Annotated in this window: 22 protein-coding genes; 11 read left to right on the top strand and 11 right to left on the bottom strand. The window is 41.7% G+C overall.

Annotated elements, in window-relative coordinates:
• Positions 1-46 precede the first annotated feature (46 nt).
• Together NMG48_RS16595 and NMG48_RS16590 are read left to right on the top strand one after the other, a co-directional pair.
• Positions 47-640: a hypothetical protein gene (locus NMG48_RS16595; protein WP_271252568.1), complete on the top strand. Its 594-nt coding sequence runs from the start codon at positions 47-49 to the stop codon at positions 638-640.
• Between the two features lie 374 nt (positions 641-1,014).
• Positions 1,015-2,562 (top strand): NAD(P)H-quinone oxidoreductase subunit N, encoded by a 1,548-nt coding sequence (locus NMG48_RS16590; RefSeq protein ID WP_271252567.1) that lies wholly within the window; start codon positions 1,015-1,017, stop codon positions 2,560-2,562.
• A gap of 345 nt (positions 2,563-2,907) precedes the next feature.
• Here the strand turns inward: NMG48_RS16590 and NMG48_RS16585 are convergent, their stop codons facing one another.
• The 3 genes from NMG48_RS16585 to NMG48_RS16575 all read right to left on the bottom strand — a co-directional run bounded on the left by NMG48_RS16585 (position 2,908) and on the right by NMG48_RS16575 (position 4,328).
• Positions 2,908-3,066: a hypothetical protein gene (locus NMG48_RS16585; protein WP_271252566.1), complete on the bottom strand. Its 159-nt coding sequence runs from the start codon at positions 3,064-3,066 to the stop codon at positions 2,908-2,910.
• A 109-nt stretch (positions 3,067-3,175) separates the two neighbouring features.
• A complete protein-coding gene (locus NMG48_RS16580; protein WP_271252565.1) occupies positions 3,176-3,436 on the bottom strand; it encodes a hypothetical protein in 261 nt (86 codons plus the stop codon).
• Between the two features lie 409 nt (positions 3,437-3,845).
• A complete protein-coding gene (locus NMG48_RS16575) occupies positions 3,846-4,328 on the bottom strand; it encodes a hypothetical protein (protein WP_271252564.1) in 483 nt (160 codons plus the stop codon).
• A 655-nt stretch (positions 4,329-4,983) separates the two neighbouring features.
• On the opposite strand from NMG48_RS16575, the gene NMG48_RS16570 reads away from it, so the two are divergent.
• A complete protein-coding gene (locus NMG48_RS16570; protein WP_271252563.1) occupies positions 4,984-5,946 on the top strand; it encodes a hypothetical protein in 963 nt (320 codons plus the stop codon).
• Positions 5,947-6,080: 134 nt separating this feature from the next.
• Here NMG48_RS16570 and NMG48_RS16565 read toward each other — a convergent pair whose 3' ends face one another.
• Entirely contained in the window at positions 6,081-6,920 is an 840-nt protein-coding gene (locus NMG48_RS16565; protein WP_271252562.1) for a YwiC-like family protein, read from the bottom strand.
• Between the two features lie 58 nt (positions 6,921-6,978).
• A complete protein-coding gene (locus tag NMG48_RS16560) occupies positions 6,979-7,422 on the bottom strand; it encodes a CopD family protein (RefSeq protein WP_271252561.1) in 444 nt (147 codons plus the stop codon).
• A 164-nt stretch (positions 7,423-7,586) separates the two neighbouring features.
• Between NMG48_RS16560 and NMG48_RS16555 the strand changes: the two genes are divergently transcribed.
• Entirely contained in the window at positions 7,587-7,835 is a 249-nt protein-coding gene (locus NMG48_RS16555) for a hypothetical protein (RefSeq protein WP_271252560.1), read from the top strand.
• A 3-nt stretch (positions 7,836-7,838) separates the two neighbouring features.
• Here the strand turns inward: NMG48_RS16555 and ric are convergent, their stop codons facing one another.
• Both ric and NMG48_RS16545 read right to left on the bottom strand, forming a co-directional pair.
• Positions 7,839-8,555 (bottom strand): iron-sulfur cluster repair di-iron protein, encoded by a 717-nt coding sequence (gene ric, locus NMG48_RS16550; RefSeq protein WP_271252559.1) that lies wholly within the window; start codon positions 8,553-8,555, stop codon positions 7,839-7,841.
• A 61-nt stretch (positions 8,556-8,616) separates the two neighbouring features.
• Positions 8,617-8,991 (bottom strand): group I truncated hemoglobin, encoded by a 375-nt coding sequence (locus tag NMG48_RS16545; protein ID WP_271252558.1) that lies wholly within the window; start codon positions 8,989-8,991, stop codon positions 8,617-8,619.
• Positions 8,992-9,244: 253 nt separating this feature from the next.
• Between NMG48_RS16545 and NMG48_RS16540 the strand changes: the two genes are divergently transcribed.
• Positions 9,245-9,925 (top strand): Crp/Fnr family transcriptional regulator, encoded by a 681-nt coding sequence (locus tag NMG48_RS16540; protein WP_345961284.1) that lies wholly within the window; start codon positions 9,245-9,247, stop codon positions 9,923-9,925.
• 40 nt (positions 9,926-9,965) lie between these two features.
• Here NMG48_RS16540 and ispE read toward each other — a convergent pair whose 3' ends face one another.
• Both ispE and pipX read right to left on the bottom strand, forming a co-directional pair.
• Positions 9,966-10,874, bottom strand: coding sequence for a 4-(cytidine 5'-diphospho)-2-C-methyl-D-erythritol kinase (gene ispE, locus NMG48_RS16535; protein WP_271252556.1), 909 nt, complete (start codon positions 10,872-10,874; stop codon positions 9,966-9,968).
• On the bottom strand, positions 10,871-11,140 hold the full coding sequence (gene pipX / locus NMG48_RS16530; RefSeq protein WP_271252555.1) for a transcriptional coactivator PipX: 270 nt from the start codon (positions 11,138-11,140) through the stop codon (positions 10,871-10,873). The genes ispE and pipX overlap by 4 nt, the downstream gene beginning before the upstream one ends.
• Before the next feature lie 505 nt (positions 11,141-11,645).
• Between pipX and NMG48_RS16525 the strand changes: the two genes are divergently transcribed.
• The 3 genes from NMG48_RS16525 (at position 11,646) to NMG48_RS16515 (ending at position 13,454) form a co-directional block, all read left to right on the top strand.
• On the top strand, positions 11,646-11,981 hold the full coding sequence (locus NMG48_RS16525) for a hypothetical protein (protein WP_271252554.1): 336 nt from the start codon (positions 11,646-11,648) through the stop codon (positions 11,979-11,981).
• A 250-nt stretch (positions 11,982-12,231) separates the two neighbouring features.
• Positions 12,232-12,414 (top strand): hypothetical protein, encoded by a 183-nt coding sequence (locus NMG48_RS16520; protein WP_126386423.1) that lies wholly within the window; start codon positions 12,232-12,234, stop codon positions 12,412-12,414.
• A complete protein-coding gene (locus NMG48_RS16515; protein WP_271252553.1) occupies positions 12,414-13,454 on the top strand; it encodes a fatty acid desaturase in 1,041 nt (346 codons plus the stop codon). The genes NMG48_RS16520 and NMG48_RS16515 overlap by 1 nt, the downstream gene beginning before the upstream one ends.
• Before the next feature lie 189 nt (positions 13,455-13,643).
• Here the strand turns inward: NMG48_RS16515 and NMG48_RS16510 are convergent, their stop codons facing one another.
• Positions 13,644-14,027: a response regulator gene (locus NMG48_RS16510; protein WP_271252552.1), complete on the bottom strand. Its 384-nt coding sequence runs from the start codon at positions 14,025-14,027 to the stop codon at positions 13,644-13,646.
• Positions 14,028-14,409: 382 nt separating this feature from the next.
• On the opposite strand from NMG48_RS16510, the gene NMG48_RS16505 reads away from it, so the two are divergent.
• Entirely contained in the window at positions 14,410-15,495 is a 1,086-nt protein-coding gene (locus tag NMG48_RS16505) for a nuclease-related domain-containing protein (RefSeq protein WP_271252551.1), read from the top strand.
• A gap of 127 nt (positions 15,496-15,622) precedes the next feature.
• On the opposite strand, the gene NMG48_RS16500 is transcribed toward NMG48_RS16505, so the two are convergent.
• Complete coding sequence (locus NMG48_RS16500; RefSeq protein WP_271252550.1) at positions 15,623-18,004, bottom strand: potassium channel family protein; 2,382 nt, start codon at positions 18,002-18,004, stop codon at positions 15,623-15,625.
• 483 nt (positions 18,005-18,487) lie between these two features.
• Between NMG48_RS16500 and glmS the strand changes: the two genes are divergently transcribed.
• Together glmS and NMG48_RS16490 are read left to right on the top strand one after the other, a co-directional pair.
• Positions 18,488-20,359, top strand: a complete 1,872-nt coding sequence (gene glmS, locus NMG48_RS16495; RefSeq protein ID WP_271252549.1) for a glutamine--fructose-6-phosphate transaminase (isomerizing) — start codon at positions 18,488-18,490, stop codon at positions 20,357-20,359.
• A gap of 46 nt (positions 20,360-20,405) precedes the next feature.
• Positions 20,406-21,104, top strand: coding sequence for a ComF family protein (locus NMG48_RS16490; RefSeq protein WP_271252548.1), 699 nt, complete (start codon positions 20,406-20,408; stop codon positions 21,102-21,104).
• Positions 21,105-21,127: the final 23 nt, after the last annotated feature.

Below are 21,127 nucleotides of genomic sequence, written 5' to 3'. Positions count from 1 at the left end.
CTCTTTGATAAATGTACATTATTCAAAGAGTTTTTTGGTTTTGACTATGACTCATGTTTCTGATGCTTCCGCTCCCATTTTGTTGCTGTCAGCATCTAAGGCTCGCTCGTTTGGTATTGCCACCCAGAGTAGTTCTTGCAGTGAAGGAGATCGCCAAAATTATTCCGAATTTTTTACAGTTTGGTTGATGCTCTGCTCAAGGCTTGATGCACTGAGCCACGATTGGAATGTGAGTTTCTCCGATCCTGTGGCGGTGTCGGACTACATCACGATGCGTTGTTCGCTGACGATTGATCGCGTTACCCGTGAGGCGACAGGCAGTGATAAAGGCTGTTTGATTCAGGTAGGCGAGGCAACCATCGGAGTCCATGCCCCCGAACGCGCAATGCTTAATTCCTTTTGCAATGCTGCTGCTCAATTTGGCGTGCTGTTGCCCTTTGCAAGGCTACGCACCAAGAAACCTCCAGACAACCGCGAAGATTTGATGGAAGTGGTCAAGATCCTGCGTCAGATGCAACGCAAGCACAAAAGCTTTATGGTGTTTGGTTGGAATTTGCAACCCTTTGCAAATTCAGCAAATAGTTCAGCTAACACCTCAGCGAAAGGCTCCGCAAAGTCTCAACGCGATCGCCAAGCATAGTTTGGTTTTACCGCCAAAGGCGGTAAAACCAAACACTAGCCTGATAGAGTTTGAGGAAGGTTGCCTAGAAATTCAGGTATTGCGACATCGCTAACTGTTTCCTAAAAACTGGTTGTGATGGTGCAGCTACGGTGCGCCATCACAATCAGTTTTTATAGTGTAATGACTATTATTTTTAAAAAAATCATAGTATTCAATCTATAATATGGCTTGTATAAACTAATAACAAACTCAATAGCTCATTGAGAGCTTCTTAGAAGCTGTAAAACCCTGATTCTAGTTCGATTTCTTTGCTATAGAGAGAGAAAACAAGAAATTAGAGGGGCTTCAAGTTTTGCTATACAATTGCCATAGAAACAACACATAAATTAAGTATGGATACAGCAAGTCTCAATGCTCTACTCAATAGTGGCGCGATCTTGCCAGAACTCATTGTCATTGGGACATTGGTACTCGTGCTAGTCGTCGATCTGATTGCATCAGGGCGCAAGTCGGCAAATGTTCTTCCTAATATTGCGATCGCTGGTTTAGTCGCATCCACAGCCGCCCTTGTGTGGCAATGGACGGGCTTAGAAAATCCGATCGCCTTTTTGGGCAGTTTTAATAGTGACAAACTCAGCATTATTTTTCGCGCCATTATTGCCCTATCGGCTCTATTTACGATCCTCGTTTCGATCCGTTATCTAGAGCAGTCAGGCGTAGTAGTTGGCGAGTATCTAGTCATTTTGCTCAGTGCTACCCTCGGCGGCATGTTCCTCACTGGCTCCGACGAAATGGTGATGGTATTTGTCTCCCTTGAAACCCTGAGTATTTCGTCTTACTTGCTGTCGGGTTACACCAAACGCGATCCACGCTCCAATGAAGCGGCACTCAAATATTTATTAGTCGGTGCGGCAAGCTCGGCGATTTTCCTTTACGGGATGTCCTTGCTCTACGGACTTTCGGGCGGCGAAACCTCTTTATCCGCGATCGCCTCAAAGATTACCGTTAGCAACACGGCTCTAATCATCTCAATGGTATTTGTGATTGCGGGCGTTTCCTTTAAGCTCTCCGCAGTACCTTTCCACCAATGGACTCCTGACGTTTACGAAGGTTCACCAACGCCTGTAGTTGCCTTTTTATCGATTGGCTCTAAAGTCGCTGGGTTTGGTCTAGCGCTCAGATTTTTGATTACTGCGTTTCCTCTGGCTTCTCTCCAATGGCATTACGTCTTTGTCGTATTGACCGTTTTGAGTATGGTCTTGGGCAACGTGGTAGCGATCGCCCAAACCAGCATGAAGCGGATGTTGGCTTACTCCTCTATCGGTCAAGCAGGTTTTGTGATGCTCGGCATGGCGATCGATTCCGAAGCAGGTTACGCCAGCATGGTGTTTTACTTGATCCTGTATCTGTTCATGAACATGGGAGCATTCGCTTGCATGATTCTGTTTGCTTCCCGCACAGGAACTGATCAAATCAGTGAATACAGTGGCTTATACCAAAAAGATCCTTTGCTGACCCTCGCTTTGAGTGTATGTCTCCTCTCCCTCGGTGGTATTCCTCCCCTCGCTGGTTTCTTTGGTAAGCTCTACATTTTCTGGGCAGGTTGGCAAGCTCAAGCCTACGGATTGGTCTTACTGGCTCTAGTCATGAGTGTGGTTTCTCTCTACTACTATATCCGCGTCGTTAAGATGATGGTAGTTAAGGAGCCTCAAGAAATGTCTGCTTCTGTCAAGAACTATCCAGCAATTACATGGACTCAAGTAGGTATGAAGCCTCTCCAAGCTGCGATCGTCTTTACGCTGATCTTCACAGCGATCGCTGGTATTGCTTCTAACCCTCTCTTCTCCCTCTCAAATCAAGCCGTAAAAGAAACCCAGTTTCTTCAAGCTAAAGCACCAAATGCAAAATCAGTAGCAGTCTTACCAACAACTGCACAATAAAAAAAGGGGCGCTAAGCGCCCCTTTTTTTTGCTAATTTTTTGATTGTTTTATCGTCTATAGAAATCCTAAATGAGTTGAGATCTGATATATCCCGAATCCAATCCCAAAACATCTTTGGTATCTCGATGCTTACTTCGAGATCCATTTGTACCGATACACTTCTCTTGAATTCTCTTGCATCTCAATTTACCTCGATAAATTCTTGCAGTTCTTTTGATATTACCTTCTTCTCTAAAAATTTTTTTCTAACTTCTACTTTCTCACAAATCATTTTAGGACTGCTATATAGCTAATTGCGATCGCCTATGCGCTTAACCAATAGGAGATCGCAATGGCACTCATGGCTATTTACCAAGATGAAATAGTTGACGGAGAAAAGCACCTAAACCAGCAAGGACGATTACCGCAGCTAGAGAGTAGCTGATTGGGCTTAATAGGCTAACCATTGTAGTTGATTGATTAGAGAGGTTAGCAGGTTGGCTGGTGACTTGTTGCGTTTCCATGTGTTTGTTTGATTGGGTACATTTTTAGATTGACATTAACCATCACAAATCAAGTCCACAGTATGATGTAAGGGTTATGTGTAGCAACGAAAGAGATAGCTTGAACGATTTAATCTCGGTTGATAAGGTCTAGATGTTTAGTAACTTTGTCTAGTGTCTTTGAATTACCCTGTTGGTCAACTTCCGTTAAGGCTTTTTCTGCCCGTTCGGTTCCTTGAGATTTGGCTTTAATTTTGTCACTCATATTTTTTACTATGCTGATCGCTCCACCGACTGTTTTCTTCCCAAGTTCTCCAGCACCAGATTTAACAAATTCGTTAAAGAATAGTTCGATAACCTTAGGCGTTACGATCACTGTTAGGGGTTCCATACTTAATCCTCTTGTGGTGTTCACGTTTTAAGTACTATCATTTATTTACAATATAACAAACTTTAAAAATAATCAATAAATAAATTATACTCTTATGTATCAAAGGCTCATAGAATCCTTTTTCTCAGTGTTATCAAAGCGATGACTGTTTGATCGCAATTGCATCTGCCAAGGCGGTTTGCCCCCATTTAGCTTTTAAAGGCTTTGATGCAAGCCTTTAAAAGCTAAGCCATACGCTTCTTTAGAATTATCTTCCCCTCAGGGGGACAAATAAATTTCTCAAAACTGGTTAGGTCACTCATAATTAATTACTTTTGTATTTGGATTTAAGTTGACATGGGATTACCATATCACATACATTATTATAAGAAACAGTAATTATAAAAACAAAGGTAGATTAATATCGAGATCAAGCATTACCGACCACTTTTCTTACATTGGAAACCGTCTCTTTAAGTCTATTGAAGATATATTGAACCGCTTCAACCTGTTCTTCTGGACTCAAAAAATCAACAAGGTTTTTTGCGGTAAGGTTCTCCTTTGATAAATTTTGACGCTCTAACTTAGCCGAAAACGTCTCAAATGAATCTCCAGATTCTAAAAAGTTGTAAAGTTCTTGAAGGCTCCATTTTGAACTTTTAGTTTTTTTTAGGTACTTGACGATTAAAGCGTCAGTGTCCTTGCTTGTCATCCTAGAATCTTTTTTTTCAGGATTCAAGTATCCAGAAAGCGCCGACTGTTTAATTCCAATTTCATCTGCCAAGGCGGTCTGTCCACCCTGAGTTGGGAAGTCTAGCGTTAAAGCCTTTAAAAGCTCAGCCATACGTTTCTTTAGAATCATCTCCCCTTCTGGTGTTTCAAATAAGTTCTCAAAACTGGTTAGGTCACCCATATTAATTTTTTTCTATTTGGGCTTAAGTTAATACAGGTTTATTGTATCATATGAATGATTATATTTAATTAACAATAAAAACTGATTTTATAAGTATTGCAATGTAAGTTTTACCTTGTTCTACGAATCAAAACTTACATGAAGTGGAATGTCTGAAGACTTACTGTTATGTGCGTTGTGAGACAATACAAGAGATTAAGGGAAGTCTGCTGATGCCAAGTAAAAAGGTAAAAGGTGATTTGGTCTCTTGAAGTTGAGTTTAGAGATGTAGAATAAAATTCGGTAGATTTGGATGATTAGACCTATTATTCAATTACCGACAACCCTAGAACAACTGATTACAACATTACAAAAACTACATCCTAGCAATCGCGCAAAAGTAGCTAAAGCTCCCATCTAAATGGAACTATAAATGGAACTAAAATTAGATCTCAAGAATTTAATAACAGCCCCTGAGATTATGAACAAAATTAAAGCTGTCCGTCAGCACGCAGAAATAAACATTACATTAATTCTTTCTTAAATTATTGGATAGCGATCGCTTAAACCGCCAGAAATCAACAAGTAAATCGCACCTGAAGACTAGCTTTATACAAACTTAGATCGCGATCGCGGTTATCATCAGTGATAATTTCTGGAAAGGAGTAAGCATTCGATGTCCGCAGTCAATCAGCAAGAAGTTTTAGCAAGCTTTAAGGTATTGGTAAGCATGGCAAAAGCCGACGGCAAACTGCTCGAAGAAGAGTTCGCCAGTCTCGCCGACACTTTTGAAGAAATTCATCTCCCTGAAGGAGTTACCGTCGATCGCCTATTGAACGAAGAAGACGAACCCATCGACACATTACTTTCGCAAATCACCAGCGAAATCGCACAGGAAATGGTCTACCAGTCAGCCTACGCAATGGCAAATATCGATGGAGACTGTAGTTCTGAAGAACAAGAACTTTTAGACAAAATTGGTACAACCTTTACCAGTTCTAAACTATGGGGGAAACAAGAATGGCTGGAAACCCTAGAACGTCGCTCCACGCGATCATCAATCTCTGAGCAAGTGCGCCAAATTGATGATCCCGACAAACGCGCGATCGAAGTGGAGAACGCCATTACCGATACCTGTTTCCTCAATGCCGTGCTAGGCGCATTTCCCTTACCGGGGATCGCGATCGCCTTCGATATGTTGATCTATTGGAACCAACTCGACCTCGCTCAAACCATCGGTCAAAGCTGGGGCTACGATCGCGACAATGAAAACCTTCGCAAGGCACTCTTTGGCAGCTTGGGGATCACAGGAACCCGCATCGCCGTTAGCAATCTAGCCAAGCTTGTTCCCGTCTTTGGCATGGTCGTCGGCGCAACCACTGCCTATGCCAGTACATGGGCACTCGGTAAAGTTGCTAACGAATATTTTGCCTCAGGTGGTGAAATGGATGCCTTTAGCCTCCGCCAAGCCTTCAAGCAAGCTAAAAAAGAGGGTGAAGCAATTTACAAAACTAAAGCCGAAGAAATTGCCGAGAAGAAACAAGCGATCGAGCCTCAAGTGCAATTGCTCAATGAGGAACTAAAGGCAGGTAACATTACCCCTGATGAATATCAAGCGAAGTTGAAAGAACTTCTCTAATTAGTTGCCCCCTAATCCCCAATTCTGGGGGAACAAGAAAATAATTTTTTTCAAAGTCCCCCAGAATTGGGGGATTTAGGGGGCTTGGTAAATCTAAACGAAAATAGAGAGCCTTGTTGGTACAACGCAATTCTTTAAAGATGAGCAGGTAGGAGAGAAATCGATACAATCACCACGAAGATTATTGCCGAAATGGTTTCAACGATCGCCACATTTTGAATTCGCGTGGTCTGATACCATTCGCGCAGTCCTAAAATCAATCCAAACTTAAGTAGTGCTACTCCAAAAGCTAAAGCTGAGAATGCGTTCAGCCAATCGTAATACCAAAGTCCTGCAATAACGAAACTCGCGATCGCATGATAAATCAAACTCGGCATCAAGGAAGCAGTTTTCGGTTTACGCAGCTTTACCGTAAAAATCGCACTGCTAAAAAAGAGCGTATTTAATAGCCACAATCCCAATACAGAAATAGTGATCGTGTCGCTAGCGACAGCATTAGCAAAGGGTGCAGCAAGACAAACGGCAGCAAAGGTGAGGATTTCATTAGCGATCGCTTTTTGCTGACGATAGAAAACAGCGATCGCATCAATCACGAGGGTAGCGATCGCGCCCAAATATAGCCATAGCAACACAGGCGTTTGCAGATACAGATAAATTGCAATCCCTAATGAGATGCCACCATAAATGCCACCCCACACTAAAAAGCGTGGCTTCCAACTCCGTCTCTGTCTAATTTGCAATACCAGTGGATGTTCTGCCTGAAATCCCGCAAAGGTACAAATTAGAGCAAGCGTAGTGTTAAGCGTCCATTGTTGCGCTAATGCTGCTCCTGTGAGAAATGAGCCAAATAGAACAATATAAACTCCATGCTCAGGGGAAAAGGTGAGACGATACCAATGAGAATGGGAATTGTGAGTTGGTTCGCTTAGAGAGACAGCATCGGCGGAATTAGAGTTAGTAGGAGAAATTGTCATAGGGCAAACTCCATAATCAATCAGGAAAATTGAGAATTAGTCTTTTAATCATGCCCATCTAAAAACCACCAACACGAATACCTGCGCCTAAAATCACGAATAAAACAGCTAAGGTAGTAACTCCGATAATGTGATAAGCCAAGGAATTCAAAGTTTCTTTCGTAAGATTGGGAATAATGAAAAAACGCGCATGAATTGCTAATGCGATCGTTCCTAATAATAGAAGTAACTTAATACCGATGTAAGTAGATAGATAGGAATCAAAGGCAAAAAAGTTTTGGAAGTTCGGGAAATAAGTCCATGTCAGCCATAGCCCTGTAGTCACCTGCAACAACAGAGCCGTCAGTCCAAATCCTTCAAAATGTTCTTCAAATTGATGAATGCGATCGGGATCTTGGTGTTTGAGTGCTTGAGGTAGAACAGTTGCCGCTAGCACCAGATGCCCGCCTGTCCAGACAGTGGCTCCCAAAATATGCAAAACAACTAAAATTTTAAATAACATTGGAATACCTTATATCAAGATTTGTTGACTTATGGACGCAGCATTGGTGATCACCCTAAAATTTAGTAAAAATAAATACAAAAATAATTATATTTTTATGCAGTTGCTTTGGGCTTTGACAACTAACAATTAATTTAAAAAACTTTCATCAAGGGGCGCAAACTATGAATACAGGGATTGATTGGGATGAAGTATTTGAATATCTACCTAGAACCATAGTAGAACTCAAAGCGAAACCAGATGTTTTATACGAGATTGATTGGTATGAGGCAACGATGGTTCCGCCAATCTGGTTAGTAGGTGATCCGCGTCCTCGTTATCCTCACGAATTGCGAATTGTGTCACGCCTAAAATTACAAGCTTGTGATTTAATGTTTTGTGATTTACAGGCGAGACCTGCCTTAATCGCTTAGTCTCTAATTAGCTTTGGATTGCTCCTGAGCGATCGCCTTAGGAAACAGCACATTGTTTTCCTTGTGAATATGTTGGTGCATATCCTGCTCAAAATTCAACAATCCATCCAGCATGGCTCGATAGGTATTGCAAGCCCAGTCAGGGGGAGTGTAATTTTCAGTGAGTTGACGCAGTTGACCCAGCGCAACGCCTGTATCATCATGTTCAAATTCCATTTGACGCACAGGATTAGCGATCGTGCCACAGTGGAATTGTGGAGTTGTGGCACTAGCTTCTAACTGACGAATCATTGGGAATAAAATCCGTTCTTCTTTCTGCAAATGTGTTGCTAGTTCTTGGGATACCGCTAAAAAGATATCCTTTATTTGATGTAGACGTGGTTCCCGATCGCCATGTACCGCCGCAACTTTTGTGACCATTCGTTCTAAACGAGGAAGTTCTGTGTGGAGGTAAGCATGGTGGGTTTGCTCGATGTGATCAGCTAGTTCCGTTAGAGATAAAGTTGTGATGTTTAGCTCTGGTTCCTGACTTACAGTAGCGATCGCTTCTAACTGTGTGAGAAATACTTGAGGATCAATCCCTTGTTTACGACATGCTTCATCAAGTGTTTTCTTGCCACCACAGCAATAGTCAACCTTGGCTTGCTCAAACAACCGTGAAAGGGAAGGGCGATCTCGAACGATGTCACCTACGGTGTCACTAATTTGAAAAGTGGTCATATCTTTTATCTCCTTTTTATCTGTGCCAAGATTTCGGCTCCGCCGAAATCTTGGCAAATATTTAGCCATTCAAAACATCTTTCTTATGTTGTGGAGCCGCCGCTACTGCTGCCACTTCTGCCAAGAGTTCATCGGAAACTCCCATCTCCTTGAGCGTAATCATTAAGTCTTCGGCAACCGCATCAAAGTGACTGCTGTTTAAGCCCTGCTTTTCCACTAGCTCCTTGTGAGCTTCGCGCATATAGCGACCATCGTATTTATCCGTACCACCGAAGGCGTAGGTGAGAAAGGCTTTTTGGTGCGATCGCTGTTTTGCCATATCGGTATCCGCAAAAAAGTGTTTGATGCGATCGTCTTGCAATACTCTTTCATAGAATCGATCTACTGCTAGGTCAACAGCCTCAGCACCGCCAAGTTTTTCAAACAATGTTGTCATGGAATTTCCTTTTGTCTTGTGAGGACAGCATAGGAGAATATCCACTAAAATCCTTTGATTTAAGTCAAAACTGCAAATAAAGTTGCCCCGCAGATATAGCAATCCTAAAATGGTTTGTGGAAGCGCACCCCAAAGGGGTGCGCTTCCACAAACCTAGAAATCCACAAATGATTTAGGACTGCTATATCTTGTGATTTTTGAGAGAATAGATGTCAATCACCTGTAAAAATCGCTGGCGATCACATTGAGGCAGATAGTGCATAAATCCGAATTAAGTAACTGGTTACAAACAACTCTAATTTTTCAAGGATTATCTCTAGAGCAGCTTGAGCCACTAGTCCAAATTTCGCAACTGCAAAAGTTTCAAAAGGGAGAAATGATCTTTATCCAAGACAGTGAAGCAACGGGATTTTTTGTGGTGCAAGAGGGGAGAGTCAAGGTATTTAAAATGGCATCTAACGGTAAAGAACAAATCATGCATTTGCTAGGTGTGCGCGATTACTTTGCCGAAGTCCCTGCCCTCGATGGAAAATGTTTCCCCGCATCCGCAATCGCTTTGGAATATACAGAGTTAATCTTTTTCCCTCGATTAGCTTTTCTAGCATTGCTCCATCAATATCCTGCGATCACCATTAATATGCTGATGAGTCTGGCTACACATTCGCGCAAACTGGCGCATATGGTCGAGGAATTGTCATGCAAAGATGTACCGCAAAGATTAGCTTCTTACCTATTAGATTTAAGCGATCGCCACCATCAATCGAATATCATCACTTTAGATGTCACGAAAACTCAACTAGCCGCAAGATTAGGAACAATTCCCGCAACTCTATCAAGGGCTTTGTATCGGCTCAATAGTGAAGGCTTAATCGCTATCAATGGCTCACAGATAGAGTTACTAGATCGTGATCGCTTACAAGAAACTAGCGATTAATTCTAGACAAGGGGCTTAAGCCCCTTGTCTAAGGTAAAAATCAAGCATCAAAAATCGATCTAACTAAACTCTTCACGACCCATACATCAATATCATCGGTTCTGACGGCTTCAGCGATTTGATGGGCGCGATCTAAATCTGCGGCGATCGCAAACATCGTTGAGCCAGAACCTGACATCATTGCACCGAGACATTCCTGTTCCAGCAATTTATTTTTTAGATCTACAAGTTCAGGATACTCAGGCAATACCGCCCGTTCTAAATCGTTATACAGCAACCGCCCGATTTTTGTGGGTGTAGATTCTTCAGCCGCCGCGATCGCCGCCACCATGTGACTAGAGAGCGCCTCATGTTTAGCAGGATTGTTCGCTAGCAAACCCTGTGATCGGAAGGTTTGATATGCCCAGACGGTGGAGATCGAAATATGACGAGGTTTGCAAATTACGAGAACCAAATCCTTGAGATCAGGTAATGGCGATAAAATCTCTCCACGACCTGTCGCTAAAGCTGTACCACCAACTACACAAAAGGGAATGTCAGAACCTAACTGCGCCGCAAGCTCGCAAATCTGTGACTGGGTAAGTCCTAAATTCCACAGGCGATCAATTCCCACTAAAACCGCCGCCGCATTTGCCGATCCCCCAGCTAAACCAGCTCCCATCGGAATTTGTTTGTCGATCGCAATCTCGACTCCCCCAATTTCTGGAAAGTTACTCTGCATCAAGGCAGCAGCTTTATAAGCAAGGTTACTGCGATCACAAGGTACTTCAGGATTAGTACAAGTTACTTGAATATCATCTATACCAATTTTCCGAATATCGACGCGATCGCATAGATCGATACTCTGCAAGATCATCACCAAATCGTGATATCCATCAGGTCGATTGCCCGTAATCTCTAGGTAAAGATTAATTTTTGCCGCAGCCTTGAGAGAAATACGCGAGGTCATTGGGAAAAAGTGCGTTTGTAGATATGTTGGAGATTTTTTTGATCCGTATCAGAACCAATGCGACGTAGCGATCGCATCTGATTTTCAACCATGAGCTTAGCATCTGCTCGCGAGACAGGCTCAAATTGAATACCTTCAGGACTATTGGTAATCAGAAAGAATAACCTTTGTGCGTAGAGCGTAGTAAATAAACTACGAAACTCATCGACCCTACATAGGCGAGATAGCAAGCCAAAAGTAGGATGATTTAGATAATGTTCGGACATTGGGCGGGCTTGGGAATGTAATAAATTAATGTTCTTGGAGAGTTATCCGAGGAAAAGCACAAGATTTTATCTAAGCACAAAATCCTTTTGAAGAAATGAATTTTTTCTGTATCGTATACAACACCAGTTTAATGAAATCATCATAACTGAGCTTTTAAGAAAAATTTTAAAAATCCCTAGAAATTTGATTGCACAACCTATTCGATAGCATTGCAATTACCATTTTGATATGGTTTGTGCGATTAATCAGTAATTGTTATCAAACCTTAATGCCTTGTGCGCTGGGATCAGTTAACTCCAAAAATTTTTCAAATTTTTCAAGATTATGATTGACAACCCTATTGCTAAACCTTGGCAAACCCTTGAGGAACAAGACTTGTATCAATATTGAAGCTGTCTTTTCGCAAAGCCTTTTTATTAATTTTTGATTAACTTCAAGTGGATTATGAACAAAATTTTAGGTATCCTGATTAATTGCTGCTTAATTCTTGTGGCGATCCTTTGCATGACATCGAATCCAGCGATCGCCGCAGAACGTCGTCCCGTGATTCCAGCCAATGGTCAACCGATTCTCAGTGGTAATATGCACGGCTCTGATTGGATCTCAGCTTCCCGTGATTCTAAACAGGCTTATTGCGAAGAAGCCTTTGCCGCCTTCCGTGGTTCGGCTGCCCAAAGCTATATCATCAGTCACAATATCCAAAGCCTTAGCCCAGAAGGATTATGCGATCGCATGGATCAGTACTACAGTCTCGAAGAATATCTTGATGATCGCTTGGGATCGGCTGCCGCGATCGCGCCAATTCTATTTGCTGATACCCCTCTTGGCACTAAATACTAAGCTTGATCATAAGCTGCAACCATCTCGCAACTAGAGGAACAATAGTTTTCTACAACCTGTCTGTTTAGCTACAACTTATCTCTAGGTATAAGTGTGGCGCAAGCGACAGAGGAAATTATCCATATCCGTATAATTACTCATTAGATATGTTTATGGGTATACAAAAATACACATAACATAGGCTAGAATCTGAGTCATAAATATTTTTGTGGTGTGATCGCAACGTTTTAAAAGCGTTTTAAAGGAAAGTATGAGCAAACAAACTGAAGCCCCAACAAAAGAGATTTCTACATTGAACGTAACCGCCAAAAAGTTATATTCCGAAGAAGTTCAAGCTGAACTAGCGGAATTGCAATCCGACATTGATGTTCTTTTTCAGCAATTGCAAAGCTTGAGCCGTCAAAGATTGACCACCGCAGGGAGTGCTCAGTAGTGGTTGCCATACAAAACTCCTCACACACTCTTACGCCTGAGACCACCCTCCGCGACATCATTAAAACTATCCCCTCCGAATACTTTGAGAAAAAGCCTCTCAAAGCTTGGTTGGGTGTATTGTTTTCCGTAACAGCCGCCGCGCTTGGTTATGCCAGCATTGCCTTCTCGCCTTGGTATTTGTTACCTTTCGCTTGGATTTTTACAGGTACAGCCCTAACAGGTTGGTTCGTAATCGGTCATGACTGTGGACATCGCTCCTTTTCTAACAAGAGCTGGGTAAATGACCTCGTTGGGCATATTGCCTTTTTGCCACTCCTATATCCTTTCCACGGTTGGCGTTTCAAGCATGATCACCATCACCTGCATACCAATAAAATGGGTGAAGATAATGCTTGGTATCCCTTCACTGTCGAAGAGTATGAACAAGGTAAGGGACTGATTTCTGGTGTATATCGTCTAATTCGTACCCGTTTTTGGTGGATTGGATCGATTATTCATTGGGCAAATTTACACTTCGATGCCAGTCTCTATCCTGAGCGTCAACAAAAACAAGTGAAGTTTTCCTATCGCTTAGTGATCGTGTTTGGCGCGATCGCGATTCCTGTTTTGATTTACACCACAGGTTTCTTAGGATTTATCAATTTCTTTTTGATGCCTTGGTTAGTTTATCACTTCTGGATGAGTACCTTCACCATCGTTCACCACACGATGCCAGATATTCAGTTTAAGAGTCCAGACAAATGGCAAGCTGCAACTGATCAGCTAACTGGAACTGTGCATTGCGACTATCCAGCTTGGGTGGAATGGCTATGTCACGATATTAATGTGCATGTTCCTCACCATGTTTCTACTGGTATTCCTTCCTATAACTTGCGTCTAGCGCACAAGTCTCTAGATGAAAATTGGGGACAGTATATGTATAAGACTAAGTTTTCATGGGAACTGATGAAGGATATTGGCGATCGCTGTCATATCTACGACTCTGAGAAATGCTATAAAACTTTCGCTGAAGTCGATGCTGCTAACAAAGCAGTTTAGCTAACTACTAACAAAAAAGAGGATGTGCTTTGCACATCCTCTTTTTTGTTACAGTTCAAGAGATAGAGATGCTTAGAGAGAAGGTGCTACGCCAACCTCTCTCTAAGTCAAAAAGTAAAAGCCTTGCATAGCAAGGCTTTTACTTTTTGACTTTTAAAATTTGCCAGCTTAACCCGAACTGACGTTATTTTACCAACCGAGAATCTGAGCAATTTGAGAAGAAATTTGGGTGGTATGACAAGGTTTAGAGATCGCTCCTTTGACTCTTAACTGAGCAATATTTTGAGGTTCGGTTAGTTCGACGAGAGCAGTCAATAACACAACAGGGATATTCACAAGCTGAGGATCAGCCTTTAGTTCTTCGAGAACAGCAAAACCATCCATTTCTGGCATTTGTATATCCAGTAAAATCGCGTCAGGTCTGACGGAGGAAATCACGGCTAATCCCTCTTGTCCTGTTCTAGCAGTTATCACTTTCCATTTGCTGAATATTTCTACACAAAACTGCACAACTTCGCAAATATGTTCATCGTCATCGATCAATACAATATTCTTTTGAGATTCTATTGTCATTTAGTTTAGAAGTAAAATTTTACTTCGTAATCATGGGGTTGTAACTCTGTAGTCAATATAGAGAATAAAAGTGAAGATAATCTGAGGCAAAGAAACCGATACAGATCTTCGCCTTGCATCATCCTTTTTTGCGATGCAAGCTATTCCATTGCTAGAAAAACCTTGCATAATTTCACAAAATCCCGATCTAAACGATTACTTTAATGACTAAAAATTAGCCTAAAATGAATAACTAAGGGTTTCTATAGCAATCCTAAAGGGTTTGTAGAAGCGCATGCCAAAGGGATGCGCTTCTACAAACCCAAAAATCTACAAATGATTTAGGAATGCTGTATATCTGCTGGGATAAAAGTTAAAAAGCGTTTGGGGGTTTATAAAAGCAATGATTATTAAAGAACTAGATCACATAGAAGCAACCGATAAATTTGGACAGGCTGGATATCATGCTGAATCTCAGCTAGCTTTTTATTTAAAAAGAGAATTTAAAGACGATCCACAAATACTAGTTTTCAACAATTTACGGTTGGAAAAAGATGATGATGCTTGCCAGATCGATCATTTGCTATTACATCGGTATGGAATGGTCATCATTGAAAGTAAGAGCGTTACAACTCGTGTAGAAGTAAATGAACTCGGTGAATGGAAACGGTGGTTTAACAATTCTTGGCAAGGAATGCCATCACCAATTTTGCAAGCGCAACGACAAGGGAAATTTCTCAAAGACTACTTGGAGGATCATGTTGGAGATCTCCTCAATAAGACAATTATCGGCAGACAGTCACATTTTACAAAAATGCCGATCAATGTGTTAGTAGCGATTTCAGATTCTGGCATTATTAATCGTCCGAAGAATGACAAGCTTGATATTGTTTGCAAAGCCGATCAAGTAGCTACAAGGGTGCAGGCAATCGTGACAGAGTATCGCAAAAAAGATAGTTTATTCAATCTTAGTTTAGAGATTCCCTATGATTTGGCTAAAGATGAAGTCCTAAGAATTAGTCAGTTCTTACTAACACAACATAAACCAGCAAAAGCTAAAGTCATTTCAATGAAAGGTGATAGCACACCCATAGTTTCTAATGTTCCTCCGACAGGTGTTGGATCTGACCCAAATTTGAAATCGATCACTAAAGTAAAACCAGATTTATCTCAAAAGAAAATTATTTCTACTACCTCAGAATTGCCCCAAAAAGCAGATATTAACCATAAACCCGTCGTAAAACCAGTCGTAAAAATCAATCCAAGTTCTCAAAATATTTGCTCCCATTGTCAAAGCTCAAATCTGTCAATTTTGTATGTGCATAGTTACTTTTTTAAATGTAACGACTGCGATAAAAATACGGCAATTAAAAATATTTGTTCAAGCTGTGGCGATCGCGAAAAGATTCGGAAGAGTGGTTTACAGTTCTTTACTGAGTGTGGCAAATGCAGCACATCACGACTGTTTCACACCAATTCTTCTACGTGATTTCTAAATGGTTTGTGGAATCTCACCCTTTTAGGGTGAGATTCCACAAACCATTTAGGATTAAACGCGATCACTCCTATCGAACTGATGTTAAAAGAAAGCACTGTAAGGCTTACTATGCTTTCTTTTATAACGGATAGATTTTAATTGGCAGCAGTCTCATTAGGGCTTGTCCTAAGCGATAGGCTTGAGTGTCATACATCGGCAACTCGATCGCGGCGGGTAAACTTTGCATAAACCGACGGGCAAGCTCTAGATCGCAACCTGAAATATTTTTGAGTTGATTGCCAGCATCAAGTAGCACACTAGAATTGAGGGGAGGCTTAGCGCGTAACTGCCAACGCTTGGGAGCATAGAGATTGCCTAACTCAATTCGTCGTAGTCCTGAGATCGAAGCCAAAATCGTTAGGCGATCGCCTATTTTCATTACCTCATCATCTGATGGCATAAAGAACTCACTATGACCATTGGCTTTTGGCTCACAGGTTTTTAAATAGATCGGTACAACCGTATAGCCATAGGCGATTTGCGAGAGATTTTTGCCGATCAAAGTGTCCTGCTCAGAAATAATATATTCGGCGACTAAGACTGTGCGCTGATTGAGCCGAAATAGACTCAACATATTTTCACCAAATGCCGCCCCTGCAAATGCTTCTGCCGAGAGGGCATAGGCACAAAAAGATTGGGAATTGGGCAAGAGTTCCGCCAAGTTTTCGCTGAAGTAGCGATCGTAAGTGCGGATGGCAAGATTCATGTCACGGTTAATCTTTTTCGCAGCATCACGAGCTAGCAAGGCAGCTTCGAGATTCAGCATTTGATCATCGGTAACAGATAGAATACTTTTGGCTCTTGCCAAGTTGGTTTTCGATAATTCTTCGATAATATTGCCAGTAAACCAAGGCACTTTGTCCGCCAGATCGCAATCATTAGGATTTTCACTAACGATGACAAATGGAAGTTGGAGCTTGAATAGGAGATCAGCAATTCTCTGTCCAAGTCTACCAAATCCTATGAGAACAATGTGATCATGGGTGGGCAAAGGTAGCGATCGCTTAAAAAATTCAAATTTGGAACTGAGAATGCGATCGGCAATGAGTCCTAAAACACCTAAGACAAATAGCAAGCTAATTAAAGTAATCATTAGACAAAAGAGCATTACCCATAAAGGCACTTGGTCTTCCCCTAGTCCTCCAAAGACATCACCATAACCACCTAACAGTAAGATCATGCTGGTTGAGATTGCCTTTTGCCATGAAATATTCGGCACATTGAAAAACAAAATTACGGAACTAAGACCTAATAGAACAATCACGGTAATGATGCCCCAGAGAATGAGACGGCGCGATCGCACTGCCTGAAACCAAGCAATCATCTGCTTCCATTGGAATTTCCAAAAGGTTGAACCTGTATATTTCTGTAATAGTTGATCAAGTCTTTGCCAATTCGAGGCTTGAGGAGGTTGGGAATAATAAGCTAGCTCAACATAACGATGGTTAGTAATGAAATCTTGATCAACATATTCAATAAATGTAACCCTATCACCAACCTGCACAAATTGCTCAGGATGCCATTGAAAGAATAAGCGATCATTATTTAGATCGGCGATACTCAATAGTCGTAAATGTTTTTTGTGTAGTAGATAGGCAGGATTTCTCACAAAGCGATAGTCATCTGCTGTCACAGTGCATTCCACTATTCGCAATTTGAGATCGCCAATTTGAAATAGACCTAATGTGCCTTCACTTAAACCTGCTACCGCAAAGGCAGCCGCAGGAAGATCTACAGGGTCGAGGGCAACAAAGTTTCCGAGTTGATCCTTAAGTAATTGATTGAGGTTTTGTCGCGAAGACCGCACCACAATATGGACATTGGGATTTAGCCGTCGGGCTGCAATCGCCGCCTCAATGTTTACATTCTCATTACTAGTAACAAGAACAATTGCCCGACAGTTATCAATTCCTGCCTTAATTAATACTTCGGTGCGGCGACAATCTCCCAAAGTAATTGAGTCATCGAGAAGTTCAGCAAAGTGATCAAACTCTGTGATTTCGGGTTGTACTTTGTCGATTCCACAGACTTTGACTTCATATTCCTTATAGGCAAACTTTTTTAAATTAAATACGATATGCTGCCCTAAGCTACCTAATCCACAGACAATAAAGCGATCGCATACAATTGTTTCTTTTGAGTTTATATCTACATTTGGATCTGATTGCTTCTCTTTATCTAAATGATCTTGCGGATTTCTATGAGGATGAGAAAAATCAATTTTTTCTACCCATTGTGGTAATGGTTGACCAAATAGAAAGGTGTAAATTCTAGCGGCTTCTAAACTATCGTCGATATCTGTAAAGCATTTAGTGATCTCTTCCACTAGCAATTGGCGATCGCCAAAATAGGTAGACTCTAGCAAAACATGCAATTCTTTCCGCTTGCGTCGAACTGTAACATTTACTTTAATGCCTACATCTAATAAGCAATTTTTGATCAGAAGAGCCAGCGATCGCATTCTTTATGTACAGTTGATGATCTAAAAATTTAATAATTGACTAAAGTTTTAATCATAAACCATAAACATTAATAGAAGATTATATCGCAATCCTAAATGGCTTGTGGGGCGCTTCCACAATCCCAAAAATCATACCAATTCACGAAAGTGTGATAACACTTTTGTGAATTAAAAACCAAACTCAGTAAGGGTTTTCAAAACTAAAAATGGCGTAGCCATTTTTAGTTTTGAAATTAGAAATGCTATAGCTATATTGGCTGTGCAAAGTACTGTAATTAGGACTGTAATTAGGTGGGTATAAATGAACTATCCTGTCTGTTTTATGGACGGGGTGATTTATTAGTGCGAGGTAATTAGCCATAAATTGTCGCTAAATTATCGCGATAGACTAGGAATCACGGCTTTGCATGGTTAAATACAGTAATAAATTTTTGTGTACAAAGTCCGCAAAATTTATTACTGTATCTACTTCAACTTGACATTATGTGTGGAATTGTTGGCTACATCGGACATCGCTCGGCAAATGAAGTTTTAATCTCAGGGCTACGCAAACTGGAATATCGCGGCTATGACTCCGCAGGCGTTGCCACAATTCCCCTAGGCGATCGCAGTCTGCATCGAGTCAGGGCTAAGGGCAAGCTGATTCAACTTGAAGAAAAATTAAATGCGGATACGGCTCCCCAAGCACCCATTGGCATTGGGCATACCCGTTGGGCAACCCACGGCAAACCTGAAGAGCATAATGCCCACCCCCATACCAATACGATGGGAAACCTTGCTGTAGTTCAGAATGGCATTGTCGAAAACTATCACCTACTGCGGACTGATTTAAAAGCACTTGGGCATGTTTTTGTCAGTGAAACGGATACGGAAGTAATTCCCCACATGATTGCGGAATTTCTTTCGCAATTAAAGAATTTAGGCGATGTTATTCCTGAAAAATCCCCTTCGATTCTATTTGAAGCAGTGCGCCTAACCGTAGCCAAGTTGCAAGGAGCCTATGCGATCGCGGTTATTCACGCCGATTATCCTGACGAGCTGATCGTGGTGCGCCAACAGGCTCCTCTCGTTATTGGTATTGGCAAAGATGAAAATTTCTGTGCTTCGGATACACCTGCGTTAGTTGCCTATACCCGTACAGTCATTCCTTTAGAAAATGGGGAAATTGCCCGACTTACGAAAGACTCAGTGCAGGTGTTTAATGCTAAAGGCGATCGCCTCCGCCGTGCGCCCCAGACCCTCAACTGGAATCCAACAATGGTGGAGAAGCAAGGCTTCAAGCACTACATGCTCAAGGAAATTTATGAGCAACCGGGGGTATTTCGCGAAGGTCTCGCTAGTTATATTAGCGACAACAATCAAATTCAGTTGAGACTTCCCGAAGGCTTTATCAACTCCATTGAACGGGTAGAAATTCTTGCCTGTGGAACCAGTTGGCACGCTTCTTTGGTGGGCAAATATCTCCTAGAGCAGATTGCAGGTGTCCCAACCAGTGTGCAGTATGCTTCGGAATATCGCTATTCACCACCACCTTTTTTAAAGAATACACTTGTTATTGGCGTAACTCAATCGGGTGAAACTGCTGATACTTTAGCCGCTTTGGAATTGGCAAAATCAAGAGGCGATCGCTGTCTAGGTATTACCAACCGTACTGAAAGCTCCATTGGGCGTATTGCCGATGCGGTGATTGATACCCAAGCAGGAATTGAGATCGGTGTAGCAGCAACGAAAACCTTTGTTGCTCAATTATTAATGTTCTATTTATTGGCAATCGAGTTTGGGGTTACTAAGGGTAATCTGTCAGCAACGAGAACCCAAGAATTAATCGAAGGATTACGTCAACTTCCTGCCTACATGGAACGAATTCTCGAAAGTCAAGAGCGTTATATCGAGGAACTTTCGCGCCAGTTTACCCATACGAAAGATTTCATCTTCTTAGGTCGTGGCATCAATTTCCCGATCGCTCTCGAAGGTGCGCTCAAGCTCAAGGAAATTAGCTATATTCACGCTGAGGGCTATCCCGCAGGTGAGATGAAGCATGGTCCAATCGCATTGCTTGATGAAGATGTACCTGTAGTTGCGATCGCTACTCCCGGTAGTGTCTATGAGAAGGTTCTCTCAAATTCTCAAGAAGCGAAGGCTAGAGATGCAAAATTAATTGGGGTTGCACCTTTAGATGATCCTGCTGCTCACGAGGTATTTGATTACATTTTGCCAATTCCTGTAGTTGATGAGATTTTCTCACCAATTCTCACTGTAATTCCATTACAGCTACTTTCCTATCATGTAGCAGCACATCGTGGCTTAGATGTCGATCAGCCCAGAAATCTTGCCAAATCTGTCACAGTTGAATAATTGCTAAGGGTGGTGCATTGCACCACCCTTAGATAGGGTGAAAATCATGCAATGGTTCAAAAATTTATCTAATACTGTTAAAGATTCTCTCTGGCAAGCCAATTGTCCATTATGTAAACGTCCTGCCGATCGCATTTTATGCAAAGACTGCGATCGCCAAATTACTGCTTATCAAGCAACAGAATTTTTGCAGAAAGATAATCCCATTGCTCCAGAGATTCCGCTTTATAGTTGGGGAATTTATGATGGCGCATTGAAACGGGCGATCGCTGCTTGCAAATATGAAAATCATCCTGAAATTATGGAAGCGATCGCAGTCAAAATTGCCGATACATGGAAGCGATCGCCACATACTCTATCACTGACTAAAAAATATAAAAAACTCTTTGTGGTTCCCATTCCTCTACATGACAGTAAGCTAAAAGTTCGCGGATTTAACCAAGCTGAAATTCTTGCTCGTCGCTTTTGCGATGTCACTATGCTCCGATGCAATCCAAAATTGTTGCAACGAGTTAAGGAGACCAAAGCGCAAATGCAGACCAAGAGTAAACAAGAACGTGAACAAAATCTATCTAGAGCCTTTGCAGTTCCATCAACTCAATCATCTGATCAGCAAGAGGTAATTCTATTTGATGATATTTATACGAGTGGCGCAACTATCCGCGAAGCGATCGCTACTCTCAAGGCTAGTAACATCGCTGTACGGAGCGTAGTTGTACTTGCCCGTCCCCAATTTGACAGATAAAAGCCAACAGCTAAAAAAGAATA

It is taken from the genome of Pseudanabaena sp. Chao 1811, assembly GCF_027942295.1.
In the GTDB taxonomy this organism is placed as follows: domain Bacteria; phylum Cyanobacteriota; class Cyanobacteriia; order Pseudanabaenales; family Pseudanabaenaceae; genus Pseudanabaena.
The sequence above is the reverse complement of the archived record's forward strand: the minus strand, read 5'-3'. Positions and strand labels throughout refer to the sequence as shown.